This is a genomic window from Nonomuraea sp. NPDC052116, assembly GCF_040680035.1.
Classification (GTDB): Bacteria; Actinomycetota; Actinomycetes; order Streptosporangiales; family Streptosporangiaceae; genus Nonomuraea; species Nonomuraea angiospora_A.
Window position 1 is genome coordinate 47,869 of record NZ_JBFAWA010000016.1, and the last position, 17,185, is coordinate 65,053.

General features: G+C 71.1%; 15 protein-coding genes. 9 read left to right on the forward strand and 6 right to left on the reverse strand.

Features of this window, described 5'->3' with window-relative positions:
• The first annotated feature begins 131 nt into the window (after nucleotides 1-131).
• From AB0L65_RS28790 to AB0L65_RS28805, 4 genes are read left to right on the forward strand one after another with little or no spacing between them, the layout of a single operon-like run.
• Nucleotides 132-785 (forward strand): heme-copper oxidase subunit III, encoded by a 654-nt coding sequence (locus AB0L65_RS28790; protein ID WP_350728934.1) that lies wholly within the window; start codon nucleotides 132-134, stop codon nucleotides 783-785.
• 14 nt (nucleotides 786-799) lie between these two features.
• On the forward strand, nucleotides 800-1,609 hold the full coding sequence (locus tag AB0L65_RS28795; RefSeq protein ID WP_350728936.1) for a c-type cytochrome: 810 nt from the start codon (nucleotides 800-802) through the stop codon (nucleotides 1,607-1,609).
• Nucleotides 1,606-2,718, forward strand: a complete 1,113-nt coding sequence (locus AB0L65_RS28800; protein ID WP_364251172.1) for a Rieske 2Fe-2S domain-containing protein — start codon at nucleotides 1,606-1,608, stop codon at nucleotides 2,716-2,718. The genes AB0L65_RS28795 and AB0L65_RS28800 overlap by 4 nt, the downstream gene beginning before the upstream one ends.
• Nucleotides 2,715-4,373, forward strand: coding sequence for a ubiquinol-cytochrome c reductase cytochrome b subunit (locus AB0L65_RS28805; protein WP_364251175.1), 1,659 nt, complete (start codon nucleotides 2,715-2,717; stop codon nucleotides 4,371-4,373). Before AB0L65_RS28800 ends, AB0L65_RS28805 begins: the two co-directional genes overlap by 4 nt.
• A gap of 397 nt (nucleotides 4,374-4,770) precedes the next feature.
• Here the strand turns inward: AB0L65_RS28805 and AB0L65_RS28810 are convergent, their stop codons facing one another.
• Complete coding sequence (locus tag AB0L65_RS28810; protein WP_080041188.1) at nucleotides 4,771-5,058, reverse strand: Lrp/AsnC ligand binding domain-containing protein; 288 nt, start codon at nucleotides 5,056-5,058, stop codon at nucleotides 4,771-4,773.
• 17 nt (nucleotides 5,059-5,075) lie between these two features.
• On the reverse strand, nucleotides 5,076-6,800 hold the full coding sequence (locus AB0L65_RS28815; RefSeq protein ID WP_364251178.1) for a DEDD exonuclease domain-containing protein: 1,725 nt from the start codon (nucleotides 6,798-6,800) through the stop codon (nucleotides 5,076-5,078).
• Between the two features lie 75 nt (nucleotides 6,801-6,875).
• On the opposite strand from AB0L65_RS28815, the gene AB0L65_RS28820 reads away from it, so the two are divergent.
• The 3 genes from AB0L65_RS28820 to AB0L65_RS28830 all read left to right on the forward strand — a co-directional run bounded on the left by AB0L65_RS28820 (nucleotide 6,876) and on the right by AB0L65_RS28830 (nucleotide 11,502).
• Entirely contained in the window at nucleotides 6,876-8,381 is a 1,506-nt protein-coding gene (locus tag AB0L65_RS28820) for a serine/threonine-protein kinase (RefSeq protein ID WP_364251181.1), read from the forward strand.
• On the forward strand, nucleotides 8,371-9,810 hold the full coding sequence (locus tag AB0L65_RS28825; RefSeq protein ID WP_364251184.1) for a serine/threonine-protein kinase: 1,440 nt from the start codon (nucleotides 8,371-8,373) through the stop codon (nucleotides 9,808-9,810). The genes AB0L65_RS28820 and AB0L65_RS28825 overlap by 11 nt, the downstream gene beginning before the upstream one ends.
• Nucleotides 9,811-9,951: 141 nt before the next feature.
• The gene (locus tag AB0L65_RS28830; RefSeq protein ID WP_364251187.1) at nucleotides 9,952-11,502 is read left to right on the forward strand and encodes a hypothetical protein; all 1,551 of its coding nucleotides are present in this window, start codon (nucleotides 9,952-9,954) and stop codon (nucleotides 11,500-11,502) included.
• 211 nt (nucleotides 11,503-11,713) lie between these two features.
• Here the strand turns inward: AB0L65_RS28830 and AB0L65_RS28835 are convergent, their stop codons facing one another.
• The 3 genes from AB0L65_RS28835 to AB0L65_RS28845 are packed head-to-tail and all read right to left on the reverse strand — an operon-like array spanning nucleotide 11,714 to nucleotide 14,111.
• Nucleotides 11,714-13,390: a PH domain-containing protein gene (locus tag AB0L65_RS28835; protein WP_364251190.1), complete on the reverse strand. Its 1,677-nt coding sequence runs from the start codon at nucleotides 13,388-13,390 to the stop codon at nucleotides 11,714-11,716.
• Nucleotides 13,387-13,887, reverse strand: a complete 501-nt coding sequence (locus AB0L65_RS28840) for a PH domain-containing protein (protein ID WP_364251193.1) — start codon at nucleotides 13,885-13,887, stop codon at nucleotides 13,387-13,389. Before AB0L65_RS28840 ends, AB0L65_RS28835 begins: the two co-directional genes overlap by 4 nt.
• Nucleotides 13,884-14,111, reverse strand: coding sequence for a hypothetical protein (locus tag AB0L65_RS28845; RefSeq protein ID WP_350728950.1), 228 nt, complete (start codon nucleotides 14,109-14,111; stop codon nucleotides 13,884-13,886). Before AB0L65_RS28845 ends, AB0L65_RS28840 begins: the two co-directional genes overlap by 4 nt.
• 105 nt (nucleotides 14,112-14,216) lie before the next feature.
• Here AB0L65_RS28845 and AB0L65_RS28850 point away from each other — a divergent pair, with 105 nt between their 5' ends.
• On the forward strand, nucleotides 14,217-15,428 hold the full coding sequence (locus AB0L65_RS28850) for a histidine kinase (RefSeq protein ID WP_364251196.1): 1,212 nt from the start codon (nucleotides 14,217-14,219) through the stop codon (nucleotides 15,426-15,428).
• Nucleotides 15,425-16,072 carry a response regulator transcription factor gene (locus AB0L65_RS28855; protein ID WP_364251199.1) on the forward strand — a complete coding sequence of 216 codons (648 nt, stop codon included), beginning with the start codon at nucleotides 15,425-15,427 and terminating at the stop codon, nucleotides 16,070-16,072. Before AB0L65_RS28850 ends, AB0L65_RS28855 begins: the two co-directional genes overlap by 4 nt.
• Here AB0L65_RS28855 and AB0L65_RS28860 read toward each other — a convergent pair whose 3' ends face one another.
• The gene (locus AB0L65_RS28860; protein ID WP_364251202.1) at nucleotides 16,073-17,134 is read right to left on the reverse strand and encodes a phosphotransferase family protein; all 1,062 of its coding nucleotides are present in this window, start codon (nucleotides 17,132-17,134) and stop codon (nucleotides 16,073-16,075) included. It abuts the gene before it with no gap.
• Between the last annotated feature and the right edge of the window lie 51 nt (nucleotides 17,135-17,185).

Genomic DNA, 17,185 nt, shown 5'->3' on the forward strand with positions numbered 1-17,185 from the left:
GGTGCGCCGGTGTGCATTCCCAGGCCACCATGCCTGACAGGGGGTTTTGAGGCGATTCTCCCAGGTTGCCTCCCGGTTTGTACCTGCTAACCGGGGGGTCGTGCGCGGGACCGACCACCGAAGCCGCAATAATGCTGCCCGTGGCGACAGCATCCGCAATAACTTCGACGACGACAGCACAGTCGTACCGCAGACCCAATCTGGTCAGTGTCGGGACGATCGTCTGGCTGTCCTCTGAGCTCATGTTCTTCGCGGCGCTGTTCGCGATGTACTTCACCATCCGGTCGGTGAGCGTGGGCAACGGCTTCGATTGGGGCCCCGCCTTCCACAAGGTCGGCCTGGAGGCCGCCGAGGGCGCTCACCTGAACATCCCGTTCGCGACGGCCAACACGATCATCCTGGTTCTGTCGAGTGTGACGTGCCAGCTGGGCGTGTGGGCCGCGGAGAAGGGGCAGGTCGGCAAGCTCCGCTTCTGGTACATCGTCAGCTTCCTCATGGGCGCGGTCTTCGTGGCCGGGCAGCTGTACGAGTACGGCGAGCTGGCATCAGAGGGCGCGACCTTGTCCGCCAACCCCTACACCTCGGTGTTCTACCTGACGACGGGCTTCCACGGCCTGCACGTGACCGGTGGCCTATTCGCGTTCCTGTTCATGCTGGGACGCACGTACGCCGCGAAGCGCTTCACGCATGAGCAGGCCACCAGCGCGATCGTCGTGTCCTACTACTGGCACTTCGTAGACGTCGTCTGGATTGGTCTTTTCGCGACCATCTACATCATTCGTTAAGGAACGGGATCTCTGTGACTAGGATCACCGCTTGGCGGCGGCATCCCCTCGCGAGATATGCCGTCCTGATTTTGGCGTTGGCGCTGGTCGGGATGGTATACGCCGCCTTTGTCCAGGCGGGTAAGCCTGCCGACGCGGCACTGGCGGCCGGCAAGGTCGATGACGTGGCCGAGGGCAGGAGCTTGTTCGTCAAGCACTGCTCCAGCTGCCACGGCATGAACGCGGAGGGCACCAAGACGGCGCCCACGCTCGTCGGCGTCGGCGCCGCGGCGGTCGACTTCCAGATGGGCACCGGCCGCATGCCCGCCGCCAACCCGGGTCCGCAGGCGCCGCGCAAGCCGATGGCGCCCTGGGTCGACGAGACCAAGATCAGGCAGATCGGCGCCTACGTGCAGTCGCTCGGCGGCGGCCCGCAGGTCCCGGGCCAGGAGCAGGTCGACGCCAAGCTCGGCGACGCCGGCAAGGGCGGCGAGCTGTTCCGCGCCAACTGCATCCAGTGTCACAACTGGGTCGGCGCCGGTGGCGCCCTGACGCAGGGCAAGTACGCGCCCAACCTCAACTCGGCGACCCCCACCCAGATCTACGAGGCGATGGTCACCGGCCCGCAGGCGATGCCGGTCTTCAACGACTCGACCATCACGCCCGAAGAGAAGCGCAGCATGATCGCCTACATCACGCAGGTCCGCGCGCAGAAGGACCCGGGAGGTTTCGGCCTCGGGCGCATTGGCCCGGTGACCGAAGGTCTCGTAGCGTGGATCGCAGGCCTCAGTGTCCTCGCACTCGCCGCCATCTGGATCACCGCGAAGAAGCGACAGAAGTCATGACAGACAACGAGCACGAGATCGAGCAGCCCGATGAGCGCGTACCCAAGCGCGTCATCGGCACCCCCGCGCCGGGCACCTCGATGCTCGGCACCGCGGAGGCCCCGGACGTCGAGAAGGACGTCCCCGGCGTCACGCTGCCGGACGAGAGCAAGGCCCGCAGGGCCGAGAAGATCGTGGCGCTCTGCTTCACGATCACGTTCCTGGCCGCGATCGCGTTCATCATCTCCTACGTGGTCTTCCAGGTCGGCAGCCCCGAGGCGACCGGAGTGTCCAACTTCGCGCTGGGCACCTCGCTGACCGTGGCGATCCTGGGACTGGCGATCGGCATCGTGATCTGGGTACGCATGATCATGCCGAAGTACTCCCTGGTCCAGGAGCGCCACCCGATGGCCTCCGCCGAGGACGACCGCGAGGTGGTCGCCGACACGTTCGTCCAGGGCGCCAACGAGAGCGGCTTCGTCAAGCGCAAGCTGATGCGCCGCACGCTGCTGCTGGCCGCCGCGCCCCTCGGCCTCGTGCCGGTGGTGCTGCTGCGCGACCTCGACAACAGCAAGATGCCGGGCGCGAAGTTCAACAAGCTGCTGCGCCACACGGTCTGGGGTGAGAAGACCAAGGAGGGCAAGCCGCTCAGGCTCGTCGTCGAGGGCACCGGCCAGCCCATCCGGGCCGCCGACTTCAACTCGCCCGGCGGCATCCTGTCGGTGGTCCCCGAGGGCTACCAGCACGACCTCAACGCCCTCGCCAAGGCCACGCTGATCCTGATCAAGTTCCGTCCGGAGGAGCTCAAGAGCGGCGTCCGGCAGAACTGGACGCACGACGGGATCGTGGCGTACTCCAAGATCTGCACGCACGTGGGCTGCCCCGCGGCCCTGTACGAGCAGAACACCCACCACATCCTCTGCCCCTGCCACCAGTCGACGTTCGACGCGGCCGACGGCGCGAAGGTCATCTTCGGTCCGGCCGCCAGGCCGCTGCCGCAGCTGCCGATCACGGTCGACGCCGAGGGCTACCTGATCGCCCAGGGCGACTTCCAGGTGCCGGTCGGCCCGAGCTACTGGGAACGCGGTGACGCCGAGCGCGCGGCCAGGGAGAAGGGAGGCCAGGCATGAGCGATCTGACCGCCGTGCCCAAGGCCATCGCCGGGCCGTCGACATTCCTCGACGACCGTCTGGGCGGGGCCAATTTCCTCAAGCGCAACCTGCGCAAGATCTTCCCGGACCACTGGTCGTTCCTGCTGGGTGAGATCGCGCTCTACTCGTTCGTCATCCTGCTGCTGACCGGTACGTTCCTGACGTTCTGGTTCAAGCCCAGCATGATGGAGGTCGCCTACGACGGCTCGTACGCGCCGCTCAAGGGCGTCATGATGTCGGAGGCCTACGCGTCGTCGCTGGAGATCAGCTTCGACGTCCGGGGTGGTCTGCTCATCCGGCAGATGCACCACTGGGCGGCCCTGATGTTCGTGGCCGGCATGATGGTCCACATGCTGCGGGTGTTCTTCACGGGCGCCTACCGCAAGCCGCGCGAGCTCAACTGGATCATCGGCGTGCTGCTGCTGACGCTGGCGCTCGCCGAGGGTCTGACCGGCTACTCGCTCCCCGACGACCTGCTCTCCGGCGCCGGTCTGCGGATCACCGAGGGTGTGGCGATCTCGCTGCCGCTGGTCGGCACGTACATCACGTTCTTCCTGTTCGGCGGGGAATATCCGGGTGAGGATGTCGTCGCCCGGTTCTACTCGCTGCACATCCTGCTCATCCCGGGCATCCTGCTGGCGCTCATCTCGGCTCACATGGTGCTCATGTGGGTGCAGAAGCACACGCAGATGCCGGGCAAGGGGCGCGACAACCACAACGTGGTGGGCGCGCCGTTCTACCCGGCCTTCATGGCGAAGGCGGGGGCGTACTTCCTGTTCACGCTGGCCACGGTGGCGGGTCTGGCGACGTTCACCCAGATCAACCCGATCTGGCTGTTCGGCCCCTACACGCCCGCCGACGTGTCCGCGGGTTCGCAGCCCGACTTCTACATGGGCTTCCTGGAAGGCGCGCTGCGCATCATGGTGCCGTGGGAGATCAACCTCTTCGGCACCTCCCATGCCGGCACCCTGCCATTGAGCGTGATCATCCCGGCACTGGTGCCGATGGGCATCGTCATGACGGGCCTGGCGCTCTACCCGTTCCTCGAACGCTGGGTGACGGGCGACCACCGCGAGCACCACATCGCGGACCGGCCGCGCAACAACCCGCACCGCACCTCGATCGGCATGTCGGCCATCACGTTCTACGGCGTGCTGTGGCTGCTGGGCGCCAACGACGAGATCTCGGCGAACTTCCACATCAGCCTCAACGTGACGACGTACGCCGGCCGGGTGCTGGTCTTCGTCGCGCCGGCGCTGGCGTACCTCATCACCTACCGCATCTGCCTCGGCCTGCAGCGTTCCGACGCCGCGGTCGTGTCGCACGGCGTGGAGTCGGGCGTCATCAAGCGGCTGCCGCACGGTGAGTTCATCGAGGTCCACACGCCGCCGGCGGACGACATCGAGGCCCACATGCGGGGCAAGGAGCCGGTGGCGATGCTGCCGGTGGCCGAGGACACCGCGGGCATCCCGCCGAAGGGCATGCGCGGTCCGCTCGGCAAGCTGCGCGCTCGCATGTCGAAGGCGTACGGCGGGGAGAAGATCCCGCTGGACGAGGGACACGGGCACGGGCACGAGGAAGAGCACGCCGCCATCGGCTCCGGTGGCGACGAGGACCGCAGCCTCACGCACTGACATCAGCTCTCGCCACATACGGCACGGGCCCGGACGACACGTTCGTCCGGGCCCGTCGCCGTCTCATCCCGTTCTCCTTGCTGGGGAAGCGGGCGTTGCCGGGGAAGAGGCGGCCTGGGCGCCCGGCCGGGGCTGGGAGCGTCGTCACAGGCGCTCGCACGCGGTGCGGGACCCCAGGCCGAAGGCACAGCGAGGCGGGCTCGCCGGAAGGCGGCGCGGTCGGGCGCCGGAAGTCGCGCTGGTCGTGGGCGCTCGGCCCGAGAGGCCCCGAGGCGGCGCATCAACAGGCAGGCCCCGCGGCCGATGAGGTCAGCCCGTGTGAGGCAGTCCGCGTGGCGTAGGCCCGTGTGGTGTCAGCCCGCGTGGGGTCAGCCGGCGTGGGGCAGCCCGTGTGGGGTCAGTCGGCTTCGGGGAAGCCGATGGAGAAGGCGGCGTCCAGGTCGTGCTTGGAGTAGGCGCGGAAGGCGATGTGCGTCTCCGTGTGCAGCACGCCGGCCACCTTGTTGATCCGCCCGGGGACCACCTCGGCGATCTCCTCGTACGCCGCCACCCGCACCATCGCCAGCAGGTCGTATTCGCCGGTGATGGAGTAGACCTCGCTAACCCCCTGGATCTCGGCGATCGTCTGGGCGACCTCCGGGATCCGGTCTACCTCTGCATTGATGTGGACGATAGCCGTGACCATACATCAACTCTATCGTTTCACCTCAAAGGTCGCCCCTCCCGATTACGGGGCTGATCAAGATGGCGGTACGCGAGGTCGATGCGGGCCTTGTGACGGGCGGCGCCCCAGGCGGGCAGGCTCCATTCGCCCTCCACCTCCACCAGCCGCACCCCGGGCGACTCCAGCCAGCGCAGGATGCACTCGGTCTCCTCGGCGCTGGCCGCGTGGATCGGGCCGGCGCCCGGGATGACCGCCTCGGCCGTGGCCGTGAGGGAGGCGACGAAAGGGGTCGGATGGGCGCCCTTCGGCATGACCCCGGCCGCCGCCAGCCGCCCGTACCGGATGACGTGGATGTCCCAGCCGCCGCCGAACGCCGGGCTGGCGGCCACCAGCTGCGGGATGCGTGTGATGGCGCTCAGGCGCTGCATGCGGGCCGCCGTGCGGACGAAGGCCGCCAGCCGGTCGCGATCGACCGAGGCCTCCTCGTAGCGCTGCTCCACCGACAGCCGCTCCATGCGCGCCGACACGGCGCTGAAGACGAGCGAGGCGTCGAGCGTCATGGCCCGGCGCGCGCTCTCCGCGTGGAGCGCGTATTCCTCCTGGCTCTCCTTGCCCTCGCAGGGCGCGCCGCAACGGCCCATCTCGTGGAGCACGCAGGCCGCCCGCCGGGTGCGCAGCGTGACGGGCTGGGTGCACTGGCGCAGGGGGACCGCCTCGTGCAGGGCGATGCGGGCCTCGTCGGCCAGCCGGGCGCTGCCGAACGGGCCGAGGTAGGTGGCCCCGTCGTCCTTGAGGTCGCGGACGATCGACAGCCGCGGGAACGCCTCGGTGGTGAGCTTGAGCCAGACCACCTTCTCGGGGAAGCGGGAACGGCGGTTGTAGCGCGGCTTGGCGCCGCCGATCAGGCGCAGCTCCCTGACCTCCGCCTCCAGGCCGGTCGCGCAGACGACGTGGCGCACCCGCTCGGCGATGCCGATCATCTCGCGGATGCGCGGGCGGGTCTCGCCCGCGGTGAAGTAGGAGCGTACGCGGTTGCGCAGGTTGGTGCTCTTGCCGATGTAGAGGACCTCGCCGCGCTCGTCCTCGAAGAAGTAGACCCCGGGGGCGTGCGGCACCGACTCGGCCAGGTGGCGCTTGCGCTGCTGCTCCGGCGTGGGGGCGCGGACGAACGACTTGAGCTCCTCGAGCGTGTGCACCTGGAACGAGCCGGCCCGCTCGATCAGCCCGTGCAGCACCTCGACGGTGGCCCTGGCGTCCTGCAGCGCGCGGTGGCACGGCTCGGTGGAGCTGCGGAAGAACCTCGCCAGCGTGGCCAGCTTGGCGTTGGGCACCTCGTCGCGGGTCAGCACGCGGCGGGCCAGGTCGACGGTGTCGACGACCGGATTGGCCGGCGGGGGATAGCCGTGGGCGGCGCAGGCGGCCTTGACGAAGCGGGTGTCGAAGCCGGCGTTGTGGGCCACCAGCGTGGCCCCGCGGATGAACTCCAGGAAGCTCGGCAGCACCGCCTCGATCCGCGGCGCGGCCACGACCATCGCGTCGGTGATGCCGGTCAGCACCGAGATGAACGGCGGGATCGGCCCCCCTGGGTCGACCAGCGTCGAGAACTCGCCCAGCACCTCGCCCGCCCGCACCTTGACCGCGCCGATCTCGGTGATGGCGTCGTCGGACGGGGCGCCGCCGGTCGTCTCGAGGTCGAAAACGACGAAAGTGACCTCGCTCAGCGGAGTGCCGAGCTCGTCGAGAGTGCCTTGAACCGCGTCCACGTTCCAAGACCATAGAGAGGGAGACCGACAGGAACGAATAACCACCGCTCTTGATCCTTAGTTACCCTTCCCTGTATGTCCTCGGGAAGACTTGCCGGCCGCTATGCCCTGTTGCGCCCGCTCGGCGCGGGCGGCATGGGGAAGGTGTGGCTGGCCAGGGACGAGATGCTCGACCGCGAGGTCGCGGTCAAGGAGCTCACGCTGGCCGAGGGCATGTCGCCCAAGGAGCGCTCCGACTCGGTGATGCGGGCCGTGCGCGAGGCGCAGGCCACGGCGCGGCTGCGCCATCCCGGCATCGTGGCCCTGCACGACGTGGTCGTCGAGCAGGAGCGGCCCTGGCTCGTCATGGAGCTGCTGCGGGGCCGCACGCTGGGTGAGACGGTCCGCGAGTTCGGACCCATGCCGGCCGATCATGCCGCGCGGGTCGGCGCCGACGTGCTGGAGGCGTTGATCGCGGCACACGCGCTGGGGATGCAGCACCGCGACGTCAAGCCGGGCAACGTGTTCCTGACCGAGAGCGGGCGGGTGGTCCTCACCGACTTCGGCATCGCCCGGCAGGAGGGTCAGGCCACGCTCACCGAGCAGGGGCTGATGATCGGCTCGCCCGGGTTCATCGCGCCCGAGCGGCTGGCCGGCGAGCCGGGCGGGCCCGCCAGCGACGTGTGGTCGCTCGGCGCCACGCTTTACGTCGCGCTGACGGGCGCGCCGGCCTACGGGGGGTCGGCGGCCCAGCGGGTGCGGGCCACGCTGACGGAGCCCGTACCGGCTGCTCCGGGGCCGCTGGGGCCGCTGCTGGCGGCCATGATGGCGCACCAGCCGGCCGCCCGCCCCGACGCCCGGGTGATCGTGTCCGCGCTCCGGCAGGTGGCCGCCGGCGGGCAGGCCCCGCACCTGCCCGTCAACCAGGACGTGACCGCGCCGACCAGGGTCAAGCGGCCCGGCAGGGCCGCGATCTGGATCGCCGCGGCGACGGCGCTCGTGCTCGGCGCGGGCGGCGCGACCGCCTTCCTCGTCCTCAGGGACCGGGCGGGCGCGGTGCCGGCCGCGTTCACCGTGCCCATGGACGTGTGCAAGCTGATCAGCCAGGAGGAGGTGGGCGCGCTGCTGCGTACGCAGAGCCCGCCCAAGGCGCAGGCGAGCTCCGACGGCGAGGGCCCCAAGTGCGGCTGGACGCTCGCGAGCACCGGCGTGGGACTGCAGGTGCAGAAGGACTCCGACACCGTCGACCCCTGGTCGATGACCCCGGCCACGGCCGGCGCGCTCTACCAAGGCCAGAAGCGCTGGTGGACGAGGTACGACCAGGTCGACTGGACCTGGGACGAGATCGGCGCGAAGACCTCGCAGCGGGCCACGCGCACCCCGGTCCGCGAGATCGCCGGCGTCGGCGAGGAGGCGTTCGGCTTCGAGCTGAAGGGCCCCACGGGTCGCGTGCACACCTCCCAGATCTACTACCGCCTGGCCAACCTGGTGCTCACCGTGCAGTTCACCACCCTCGGGGACAAACTCACCGACGAGGAGATCAAGCAGCGGGCGCTGAAAGCGGCGCAGACGAGCGAGCAGGCGTTGCGCAATGCCGGATGACCTCTATCTGCTGGCCGGCCGCTACCGTCTCATCGAGCGGCTCGGACAGGGCGGCGCGGGCACGGTGTGGCGGGCCATCGACGAGATCCTCGACCGTCAGGTCGCGGCCAAGCAGGTACGCGTGCCGGAGGGGCTCACCCCGCGGGAGCGGGCCGAGTTCGCCGACATGGCGATCCACGAGGCCAGGTCGGCCGGACGGCTGCGCGACCCGGCGATCGTGCTGGTGCACGACGTCGTCCTGGAGGGAGGCCAGCCGTGGATCATCATGGACCTGGTCACCGGCCGCTCGCTGGACAAGGTGATCAAGGATCAGGGGCCGCTGCCGCCCGGGTTCGTGGCCGCGGTCGGGCTGCGCGTGCTGTCGGCGCTGGAGGTCGCGCACGCCCACGGGATACTCCACCAGGACGTCAAGCCGGCGAACATCCTGCTCGACTTCGACGGCTCCGCCATGCTCACCGACTTCGGCATCGCGACGCCGATGGGCGGTCAGGGCGGCAGGTTCGGCGGCGCGGGCTCGCCCGGCTACATGGCGCCCGAGCGGCTCAACGAGGAGCCCTCGAGCCCGGCGTCCGACCTGTGGTCGCTCGGCGCCAGCCTCTACACCGCGGTGGAGGGGCGCGCGCCGTTCGAGCGGGCGCTGCCCGCGGCGGTGACGGCGGCGGTGCTGCTGCACGAGCCGCCGTTGCCGGTCAGGGCGGGCCGCGACTTCGGCGGCCTGCTCATGGCCATGCTCGCCAAGGACCCGGCGGCCCGCCCCACGGCGGCCCAGGTCCGCCAGGCGCTGAGCGTCCTGGCCGGGCCCGCCCCCGTGCCCCGGCGCCGCCGATGGCTGGTGCCCGTCGTGCTGGCCGCCGCCGTGGTGCTGGGCGCGGGCGGCTGGTACGCCGCGGGCGCGCTGGGCGGGGAGCCCGAGACCGGGAAGTTCGCCAAGGCGCCCGATCCCTGCAAGCTGCTCACCGACGAGCAGGCCGCCCGGATCATGAAGGCCAAACCGTCGCGCGAGGCCACCCGGCCGGGCGAGTGCCAGTGGATCCTGCGTGACGGCGGGGAGGACGGCCGCCGCCGCATCGTCGTCCGCGCCTGGGCGGAGCGGCCCGACGGCGATCTCGGCGGCCCCCAGGTGGCGCAGCGCCGCTTCGCCAGCGAGAAGACCGGCCGCACCGGCGCGGAGGGCACCGTGATGCGCGAGGTCCGCGGCTCGGTCTCCGACGTCCCGGGGGTGGGGGAGTCGGCGATCATCCAGAACAGCTTCAGGGCCTACATCAACAGCGACGCGACGGGCTCGTCCGACAGCACGGTGCTCTTCCGTACGAGCAACGTGCTCGGCGAGGTGGTCTGGCACCGCGAGAACGTTCCGGTCAGCGCCCCGGCGGACAAGGAGCCCGCCCTCGCCGTCGCCCGCCTGGTCTCGGCCGCCCTGTCGAAGTGAGCCCGCCGGAGCACCGTGCCGTTCGAAGTGGGCGCGGTCGGGGAGGGGCCGCTGCCAGAATGGGCGTGAGTGCTGCAAGTACCTTGCAAGGGGGATGACTAGCATGTTTCCCCGCAAGTCAGGGCAACCCCAGGAGTCCCAGTGAACCCCGGCAGCGAGTGGGAGCCGTCCACCACCCCGTACCAGGTGCCGGGCAGGCGCTTCGAGCCGCCCACCCAGCCGCCCACCCAGCCGCCGACCCTGCCTCCGATGCCACCGCCACCGCCGCCCCGGCGGCCCGCCTGGCTGCTGCCCACGCTGGCCGCCGCCATCGTGGTGCTGGTCGCGATGGGCGGGGTGGGCGCGTACTTCGTGGTCAGCAAGGTCTCGCGCCCCTCCCAGCCGCCCGCGGCGCAGAGCGAGCGGCCGTCGCGGGCCGCCTCCTCGGCGCCCGTCGGCCTGGACGTGTGCGCCATGCTGTCCGCGGAGGAGGCCGACCGGCTCGTGCCCGGCGCGACCGTCACCAAGGACTCCAGGGAAGGCGACTACACGGTCTCCTTCACCTGCAAATGGGAGAACCGGCGCATCTCGTTCGGCGAGTTCTGGCGCAGCAGGGAGATCGACGTCCGGATCGAACAGTACAAGGCCGACGGCGCCAAGACCGGCAGGTCCATGGCGCAGAACTCGTACGAGGTCGACTACGGCGGCGACAGGTACGCCGCGACCGCCAAGCCCTCGCACAAGCCCGACGAGAAGGAGTACGTCTCCCCGATCAAGGAGATCCAGGGCGTCGGTGACGCCGCGCACGCCCAGTACACCTGGCGTCGCAGCGGCAAGCTGCTGTGGTACTCCTACGGCCAGGCCAACGCCCGGGTCGGCGACATGACGGTCGAGATCAAGTACCAGGCGGGCCAGCAGCGCAAGGACGCGGCGATACTGACCAACGAGACCACGCAGTCGATCACCGAGGACAACGCGATCCGCGAGGTGAGCCGGCTGGCCGGCTTCTTCGCCAAGGGCATGGCGGCCTGGCAGGCGCAGCACCCGAACGTGCTGGCCGAACCGGAGCCGTCGCGGGCCCCCGCCTCGCCGAGTGCGAGTGCGAGCGCGGAGCCCTCGCCGACCGTCCTGGCGGCCTTCCCCGGAGAGTGCGGGGCCGTGACCGAGGTGGCCACGCGGCTCGTGCCCGAGCCCACCACCAGGGCGCGCGGCACCGAGGCCGGCTCCGACGCCCAGACCGAGTGCCGCTGGCTGAACCTGGACGTGCCCGGCGCGGGCGAGGGGATCAAGAAGATCCGCAGCGTCCTGATCACCGTGCACCGGTTCACCAACCGGGCGGGCGCCGCCGACGTGGGCGCGGCCGTGAGCTACTACGCCAGCCAGCGGGGCGGCGACAAGGGGTTCGAGGAGTCGTCCATCGGCGGCATCTCCTGGGGCAAGCTCACCGATGTCAAGGGGATGGGCGATCAGGCGTACCAGCAGTTCATCCAGAACCGGCACAGCCGCGAGGTCTCCGCGTCCACCGGCACGGTGCTGGTGCGCAAGGGCCCGGTGGTCGTCAGGATCGACTTCTCCGGCCACCAGCGGCCCGAGAAGGAGCCGGCCACCTCGCCCAAGGTCGTGTTCATGCCGGAGAAGGAGGCGATGGACGGCGTGGTCACCATGGCCGAGGCGTTCATGGCCCAGCTGGCGAAGCAGCCCGCGGGCAGCTAGGCGAAACCCGGTCGAGGAGGGGCGTGGCGCCCCTCCTCGGTGACGGCCGCGCGCGGGAAACATCCCCCTGACGGATCATCCCGTCAACGGTTAATGGAGCTGCAACCCGCTTGCAAGCGCGACAAATACCTTTATGTCTTGCAGGACCTGAGCCGCGCGATCACGTTTGTCCAGTACAGGGGCATGGGCAAACCGAGGGGGATCACGCGGCTCACTTCTTTTCCCGGACCAGGAACGGTTCGAGCAGGCCCGGAACCGCCCGCGCCGCCAGCTCCAGACCGTCGCCGCGGTCCACGTCCACCACGTCGTAGTGGCCCTTGCCCGCGGCGGTGGCGGCGGAGACGGTCAGCAGGCCGCTGCGGCGCTGGAAGTACGACTCGGTGATCGTCCAGCCGGAGACGCCTCTGCGGTCGAGCGCGATCGTCCTGCGTACCACCGCGCCCTGCCTCGTGACGAGGTGGCGGCGGCCGAGCGCGTGGCCGAGGCTTCTGGCGCTCTCGACGGCCAGCCACATCCCGAACGGCAGCGCCGGCGCGGGGATCGCCCAGACGGCGGCCCGGGACCACTGCCACGGGAGCAGCCAGGACGCCAGGCCGGCGGCCAGGGCCAGCACGGCCACCGTCACCAGCGCCCGTACGATCCGCCGCCGCCTGGCCGCCGCCGGATGCGGCACCAGCGCACCCATCCCCAGCGCGCCCGCGCTGGCCTCCGGCTCGGCGGCTTCGCCCGCGTCACGCTCGGTCGCCCGGTGCCGGCCCGTGCCGTGGCCGGTGACGCCCGCCGGCGGCCAGGGCGAGTCCATAGGCGCGGCATGCCCGAGCGCGTCCGTTCGCGGCGCAATGGGCGTCGGGGGTGTGGCGGGGATGTTGGCGATCTTGGTGGCGAGGGACCAGGCCAGGGCGCGGGGGAGGGGAGGGGTGAGGGCGGCGGCGTCCTCGGTCTCGTGCTCGTCCGCCTTGCCGAGCCCTGTGGCGATGGTCTTGACGCGGGCCCCGCCGCCCAGCCTCAGCAGCAGCGGCTCGCTGATCTCCACGCCGCGCAGCCTGCGCTCCTCCAGAGTCAGGGACCGGGTGGTCAGCAGGCCGCGGTGGAGGCGGAGGCGGCCGGGCTCGCGTTCCAGCCGGTAACGTCCCCACGACTCGGCGAACAGCAGGACGGCGCCCAGGACGCCGACGGCCAGGTTCACCGCGAGGATCAGCGGGACCGCCACCAGCGGCCGCGCCGTCACCCAGTCCCACAGCCCGTCGGCCGCCTCTGTGACGAGCCTCTTGGCCCCGAACGAGTTCAGCGCCTTGTAGAGCACCCCGAGCACCAGCGCGGCCCCCGTGAACGACCACAGCGACAGCGGCGCGTACCGGATCCACGACCAGCGCAGCTCCGCCAGCGGCCCCTCGCCGGACGCGGGCCGCTCGTCCTGGCGCAGCAGGGTACGGCGCAGCGACTCCGCCTCGTGCCTGGTCAGCGGGTCGAGCACGAGCTCGGTCCCCTCGGCCGCGTGCTCGCCCGTACCCACCTTGACCACGGTCAGGCCGAACACCCGCGCCACCGGGTCGGCCCGCAGGTTCACGCTGCGGACCCGGTCGAGCGGGATCGAGCGGTGCCGGCGGAGAGTGACGCCCGAGCGCAGTTCGAGGCGTTCCCGGGTGAGCCGCCAGCGCGTCGTACGGAGCCTGGCCACGTCATACGCCACCACGGCGGAGACGACCAGCGTCGCGGCCGCCGCGCAGACCGCCGCGATCCCGCCGATCGGCCAGTCCCGGCTCGTCAGGAAGCGCAGGAGACCGGCCACCACGCCGGCGACGATCGCCAGCGACTTGACCGCCGAGGCCAGGAGGCTCCGCCCCGCCAGCCGCCGCCAGCCCTCCTCAAGAAAGGGGTCGTCGTTCACGTGGCGTCCCCCGGCGTGGCCTGGGTGAGGGCGGTGAGGCGTTCGGCCAGCTCGGCCGCCACCTCGTGGTCCAGCGCCTCGATCTTGATGGCCCCCGCGGAGGAGGCCGTGGTCACCGTGACGTCCGCCAGCCCGAACAGCCGCTGCACCGGCCCCCGCGCGGTGTCGACCCGCTGGATCCGCGACATCGGCGCCACCCGCCAGGTGTGGGTCAGCCACCCCTTGCGGGTGTAGACCGCCTGGTCGGTGACCTCCCAGCGCTCGACCCGGTAGGTGGCCCGCGGCGCCAGGACGGCCAGCGCCACGCAGCCCGCCGTGAAGAGCGCCACGCACGCCCCCAGCCAGACCGGCCGCGAGGTGAGGATCCAGTACGCCGCCACCGCGCCGGCGGCCACCGGCACCAAGAGGATCAGCCCCTGCGCGGTCCACCAGGCGACCGCCCGCGGATCGGCCTGGTTGCGCGGCGGCCGCAGCCCGGCCGGCGTGCCCGCGTTCATCTGCCGCTCTCCGCGTTCTTACCCGAGTCGACCACGGCCAGCAGCACGAACCCGAGCACGCCGATCACGATGGCCGCGAACACCTCGTAGCCCTCCAGGAACGGCAGCCGGTTGACCACGAGCAGGTCGTGCGCCCACCGCCACCAGCCGAACAGGGTGTTCAGCAGGCCGCCCACTCCTTGCAGGAGCAGCAGCCAGCCGAGCAGCGTCAGCACCATTTTCATGGTCCCCAGCGTCGTCCACGGGTCACGGGGGCCGCGTCGGCCGTAGGTCTCGCGCGGCAGCTACTTTGGTCGCTGTCGCCGTACCCTCGGCAGGGCCTAATCTCGATGAACGTGACGCACGAATACCGGTGGGCGCTGCCGTCGGTGCTGCTCGGCGACGGCAGGGAGGGCGGCCGGGTGCGCCGCTCGACCCGCGACTGGATCGTCGACATCGTCATGTTCCTGCTCGCGTGCGGCATCACGGTCATGACCCTGCCGGAGCTCCAGGACGAGCCGGAGCCGCTGCAACTGCTGGAGCAGGTGGTGGGCGCGCTGTCGTGCGTGGCGGTGTGGCTGCGGCGGCGCTGGCCGGTGGGGTTCGCGCTGGTGGCCACCCTGCTCTCGTCCTATCTGGAGCTCGCCGGCGGGGCCTCGGTCGTCGGGCTGTTCACCGTGGCGGTGCACCGGCCGTTCAAGGTCTCCGGCCCGGTCATGCTGTTCTCCCTCGTCACGCTCGTGCCCTTCATCCTGCTGCGGTACCACACCGACGCGGAGCGCGGCGAGATGGTGGCCCTGTCCCTGGCGCTGATGCTGACCGTGTTCGCGTGGGGCGTCGTGGTCAGGGCCCGGCGGCAGCTCGTCTGGTCGCTCAGGCAGCGGGCCGACAGCGCCGCGGAGGAGGCCAAGCGGCTCGAACGCGAGCGCATCGCCCGGGAGATGCACGACGTCCTCGCGCACCGCATCTCCATGCTCAGCCTGCACGCCGGCGCGCTGGAGTTCCGGCCGGACGCGCCCGCCGAGGAGATCGTCAGGGCGGCCGGGGCGATCAGGACCAACGCCCACCTGGCGTTGCAGGACCTGCGCGAGGTCATCGGCGTGCTGCGCCACGCGGGGCCGGGCGGCGACGACGACCCGGTCCCCGACCGGCCGCAGCCCACGCTGGCCGACCTGCCCACGCTGGTCGAGGAGTGCCGCCACGCGGGCATGGACGTCCGGCTCGACCTGCGCGCCGGCGGCGACGCGCCGGAAGGGCTCGGCCGCAACGTCTACCGCATCGTCCAGGAGGCGCTCACCAACGCGCGCAAGCACGCGGGCGGGGCGCCCGTGGCGGTCGCCGTCTCGGGCACGCGGGGCGAAGGGCTGTCGGCGGAGGTGCGCAATCCCGTGGGGGTGCGCCACGTCCCGTACATCCCGGGCGCCGGGGCCGGGCTCATCGGGCTGACCGAACGCGCCGAGCTGGCGGGCGGGCGGCTGGAGCACGGCGCGACGCAGGACGGCGACTTCGTGGTGCGCGCGTGGCTACCCTGGCCGGTGGAGACGACTCGGGAGGACGCATGATCAGGCTGCTGATCGTCGACGACGACGCGATGGTGCGGGCGGGGCTGTCGATGATCCTGGGCGGCGCCGACGACATCGTGATCGTGGCCGAGGCCGGCGACGGGTCCGAGGTGCCGCCGCTGGTGGCCGAGCACCGGCCCGACGTGGTGCTGATGGACATCCGCATGCCCGGCGTCGACGGGCTCACCGCCACCGAGGCGCTGCGCGGCACGTCCGCGCCGCCTGAGGTGGTGGTGCTGACCACGTTCCACGCCGACGCTCAGGTGCTGCGGGCGCTGCGGGCGGGGGCGGCGGGGTTCCTGCTGAAGGACATCGCGCCGGGCGACCTGGTGGAGGCCATCAGGAAGGTGGCCGCGGGCGAGCCGATCCTGTCGCCCGCGGTGACGCGGCAGCTCATCACGCACGTGTCCGACGGCGCCGCGGGAGACCGTACCTCGCGGGCGAGGAAGCTGCTCGGCCGGCTCAGCGAGCGGGAGCGCGAGGTGGCGCTGGCCGTGGGGCAGGGCAGGTCGAACGCCGAGATCGCGCGGGAGCTCTACATGAGCGTGCCCACGGTCAAGGCGCACGTCTCGCGCATCCTGTCCAAGCTCGACCTCAACAACCGGGTCCAGGTCGCGCTGCTGGTCTACGACGCCGGCACGTAGTCAGCGGGCCAGGAGCTCCTCGATGGTGGCCCGGTGCAGCACCAGGTCGTCGGGGTCGTCGGGTCGGGGCTGCTCGCCGAAGTGGATCCGGCGCTGCCACACCCTGGCCATGACGATGCCGTGCCGGAGCGCCGCGTACATCTCGTAGAAGTCCATGTCGCGAGGCTCGTACCCCGTGATTTCCCGATATTTCCTGCAAACGTCTTCGCTGCGCATGAAGTCGGGCATGCCAGGAAAGCCTGCGGAGACCGTGATGTCCTGGAAGAAGCGGTGGAGGAAGATCATCCAGGACAGGTCCAGCTCGGGCGGCCCCACGGCGGCCATCTCCCAGTCGAGCACCGCGACCGGGGTGAAGTCCCTGAACATCATGTTCCCGATCCTGGCGTCGCCCCAGCACAGCACGTCGGGTCCGGGCTTCCGCGGCCAGTGCGACTCGAGCCACCGGAAGGCCCGGTCCAGCACCGGGATCGGCCGCTCGCCGTGGGCCCACTCGTAGTAGCCGCGCTGCGCCTCGACGTGCGCGCGCAACCCGGCGGCCCCGAACGGGGCCAGCTCCGCAGGTGTGAACTCCGCCCGGTGCAGCGCCGCCAGGACCGCCACGCCGGCGTCCTGCAGCCTGCGCCGGTCCGCGGGCGCCGCGTCAAGCAGCCAGCTCCCGAACGTGTACGGCATCACGTCCGGAGGCACGTCGCCGTCCTCGCGCTCCATGACGAGGAACGGCGTGCCCAGGTGTTCCGGGTCCGGCTCGAACCAGAGGGCCCTGGGCGCTGGGATCCCAGCTTTCTGCCTGGCCAGGCGCATGATCTCGAACTGCGCCCCAAGATCGTACGAGGGGAACACGGGAACGGCTTCTACCGCAGGTGCGAGCCTGGCTACGCAGCGCGTTCGCCCTTCGTCCCAGGTCGCGGTGAAGAACAGGGTCTCGCTGGACATGCCGTTCTCGGCGGGCCTGGACACTTCGGACACCGAGGCGCTCGCGCCGACCCTCCCGCGCAGCCAGCGGGCCAGGCTGTCGCGCAGTTCCACCAGGTCACGGGTGGAGGTGCGGATCTCTTCTGTCATGGTCGGCCTCCTGGGTGAACACCCGTCCCGGCTCAGTCGTATATCCCCAAC

Excerpts from the sequence above, each read along its gene's own strand:
- AB0L65_RS28790 (WP_350728934.1), top strand. The coding sequence starts at position 132 with ATGCTGCCCGTGGCGACAGCATCCGCAATAACTTCGACGACGACAGCA.
- AB0L65_RS28800 (WP_364251172.1), top strand. The coding sequence starts at position 1,606 with ATGACAGACAACGAGCACGAGATCGAGCAGCCCGATGAGCGCGTACCC.
- AB0L65_RS28805 (WP_364251175.1), top strand. The coding sequence starts at position 2,715 with ATGAGCGATCTGACCGCCGTGCCCAAGGCCATCGCCGGGCCGTCGACA.
- AB0L65_RS28810 (WP_080041188.1), bottom strand. The coding sequence starts at position 5,058 with ATGGTCACGGCTATCGTCCACATCAATGCAGAGGTAGACCGGATCCCG.
- AB0L65_RS28820 (WP_364251181.1), top strand. The coding sequence starts at position 6,876 with ATGTCCTCGGGAAGACTTGCCGGCCGCTATGCCCTGTTGCGCCCGCTC.
- AB0L65_RS28825 (WP_364251184.1), top strand. The coding sequence starts at position 8,371 with ATGCCGGATGACCTCTATCTGCTGGCCGGCCGCTACCGTCTCATCGAG.
- AB0L65_RS28840 (WP_364251193.1), bottom strand. The coding sequence starts at position 13,887 with ATGAACGCGGGCACGCCGGCCGGGCTGCGGCCGCCGCGCAACCAGGCC.
- AB0L65_RS28845 (WP_350728950.1), bottom strand. The coding sequence starts at position 14,111 with ATGAAAATGGTGCTGACGCTGCTCGGCTGGCTGCTGCTCCTGCAAGGA.
- AB0L65_RS28850 (WP_364251196.1), top strand. The coding sequence starts at position 14,217 with ATGAACGTGACGCACGAATACCGGTGGGCGCTGCCGTCGGTGCTGCTC.
- AB0L65_RS28855 (WP_364251199.1), top strand. The coding sequence starts at position 15,425 with ATGATCAGGCTGCTGATCGTCGACGACGACGCGATGGTGCGGGCGGGG.
- AB0L65_RS28860 (WP_364251202.1), bottom strand. The coding sequence starts at position 17,134 with ATGACAGAAGAGATCCGCACCTCCACCCGTGACCTGGTGGAACTGCGC.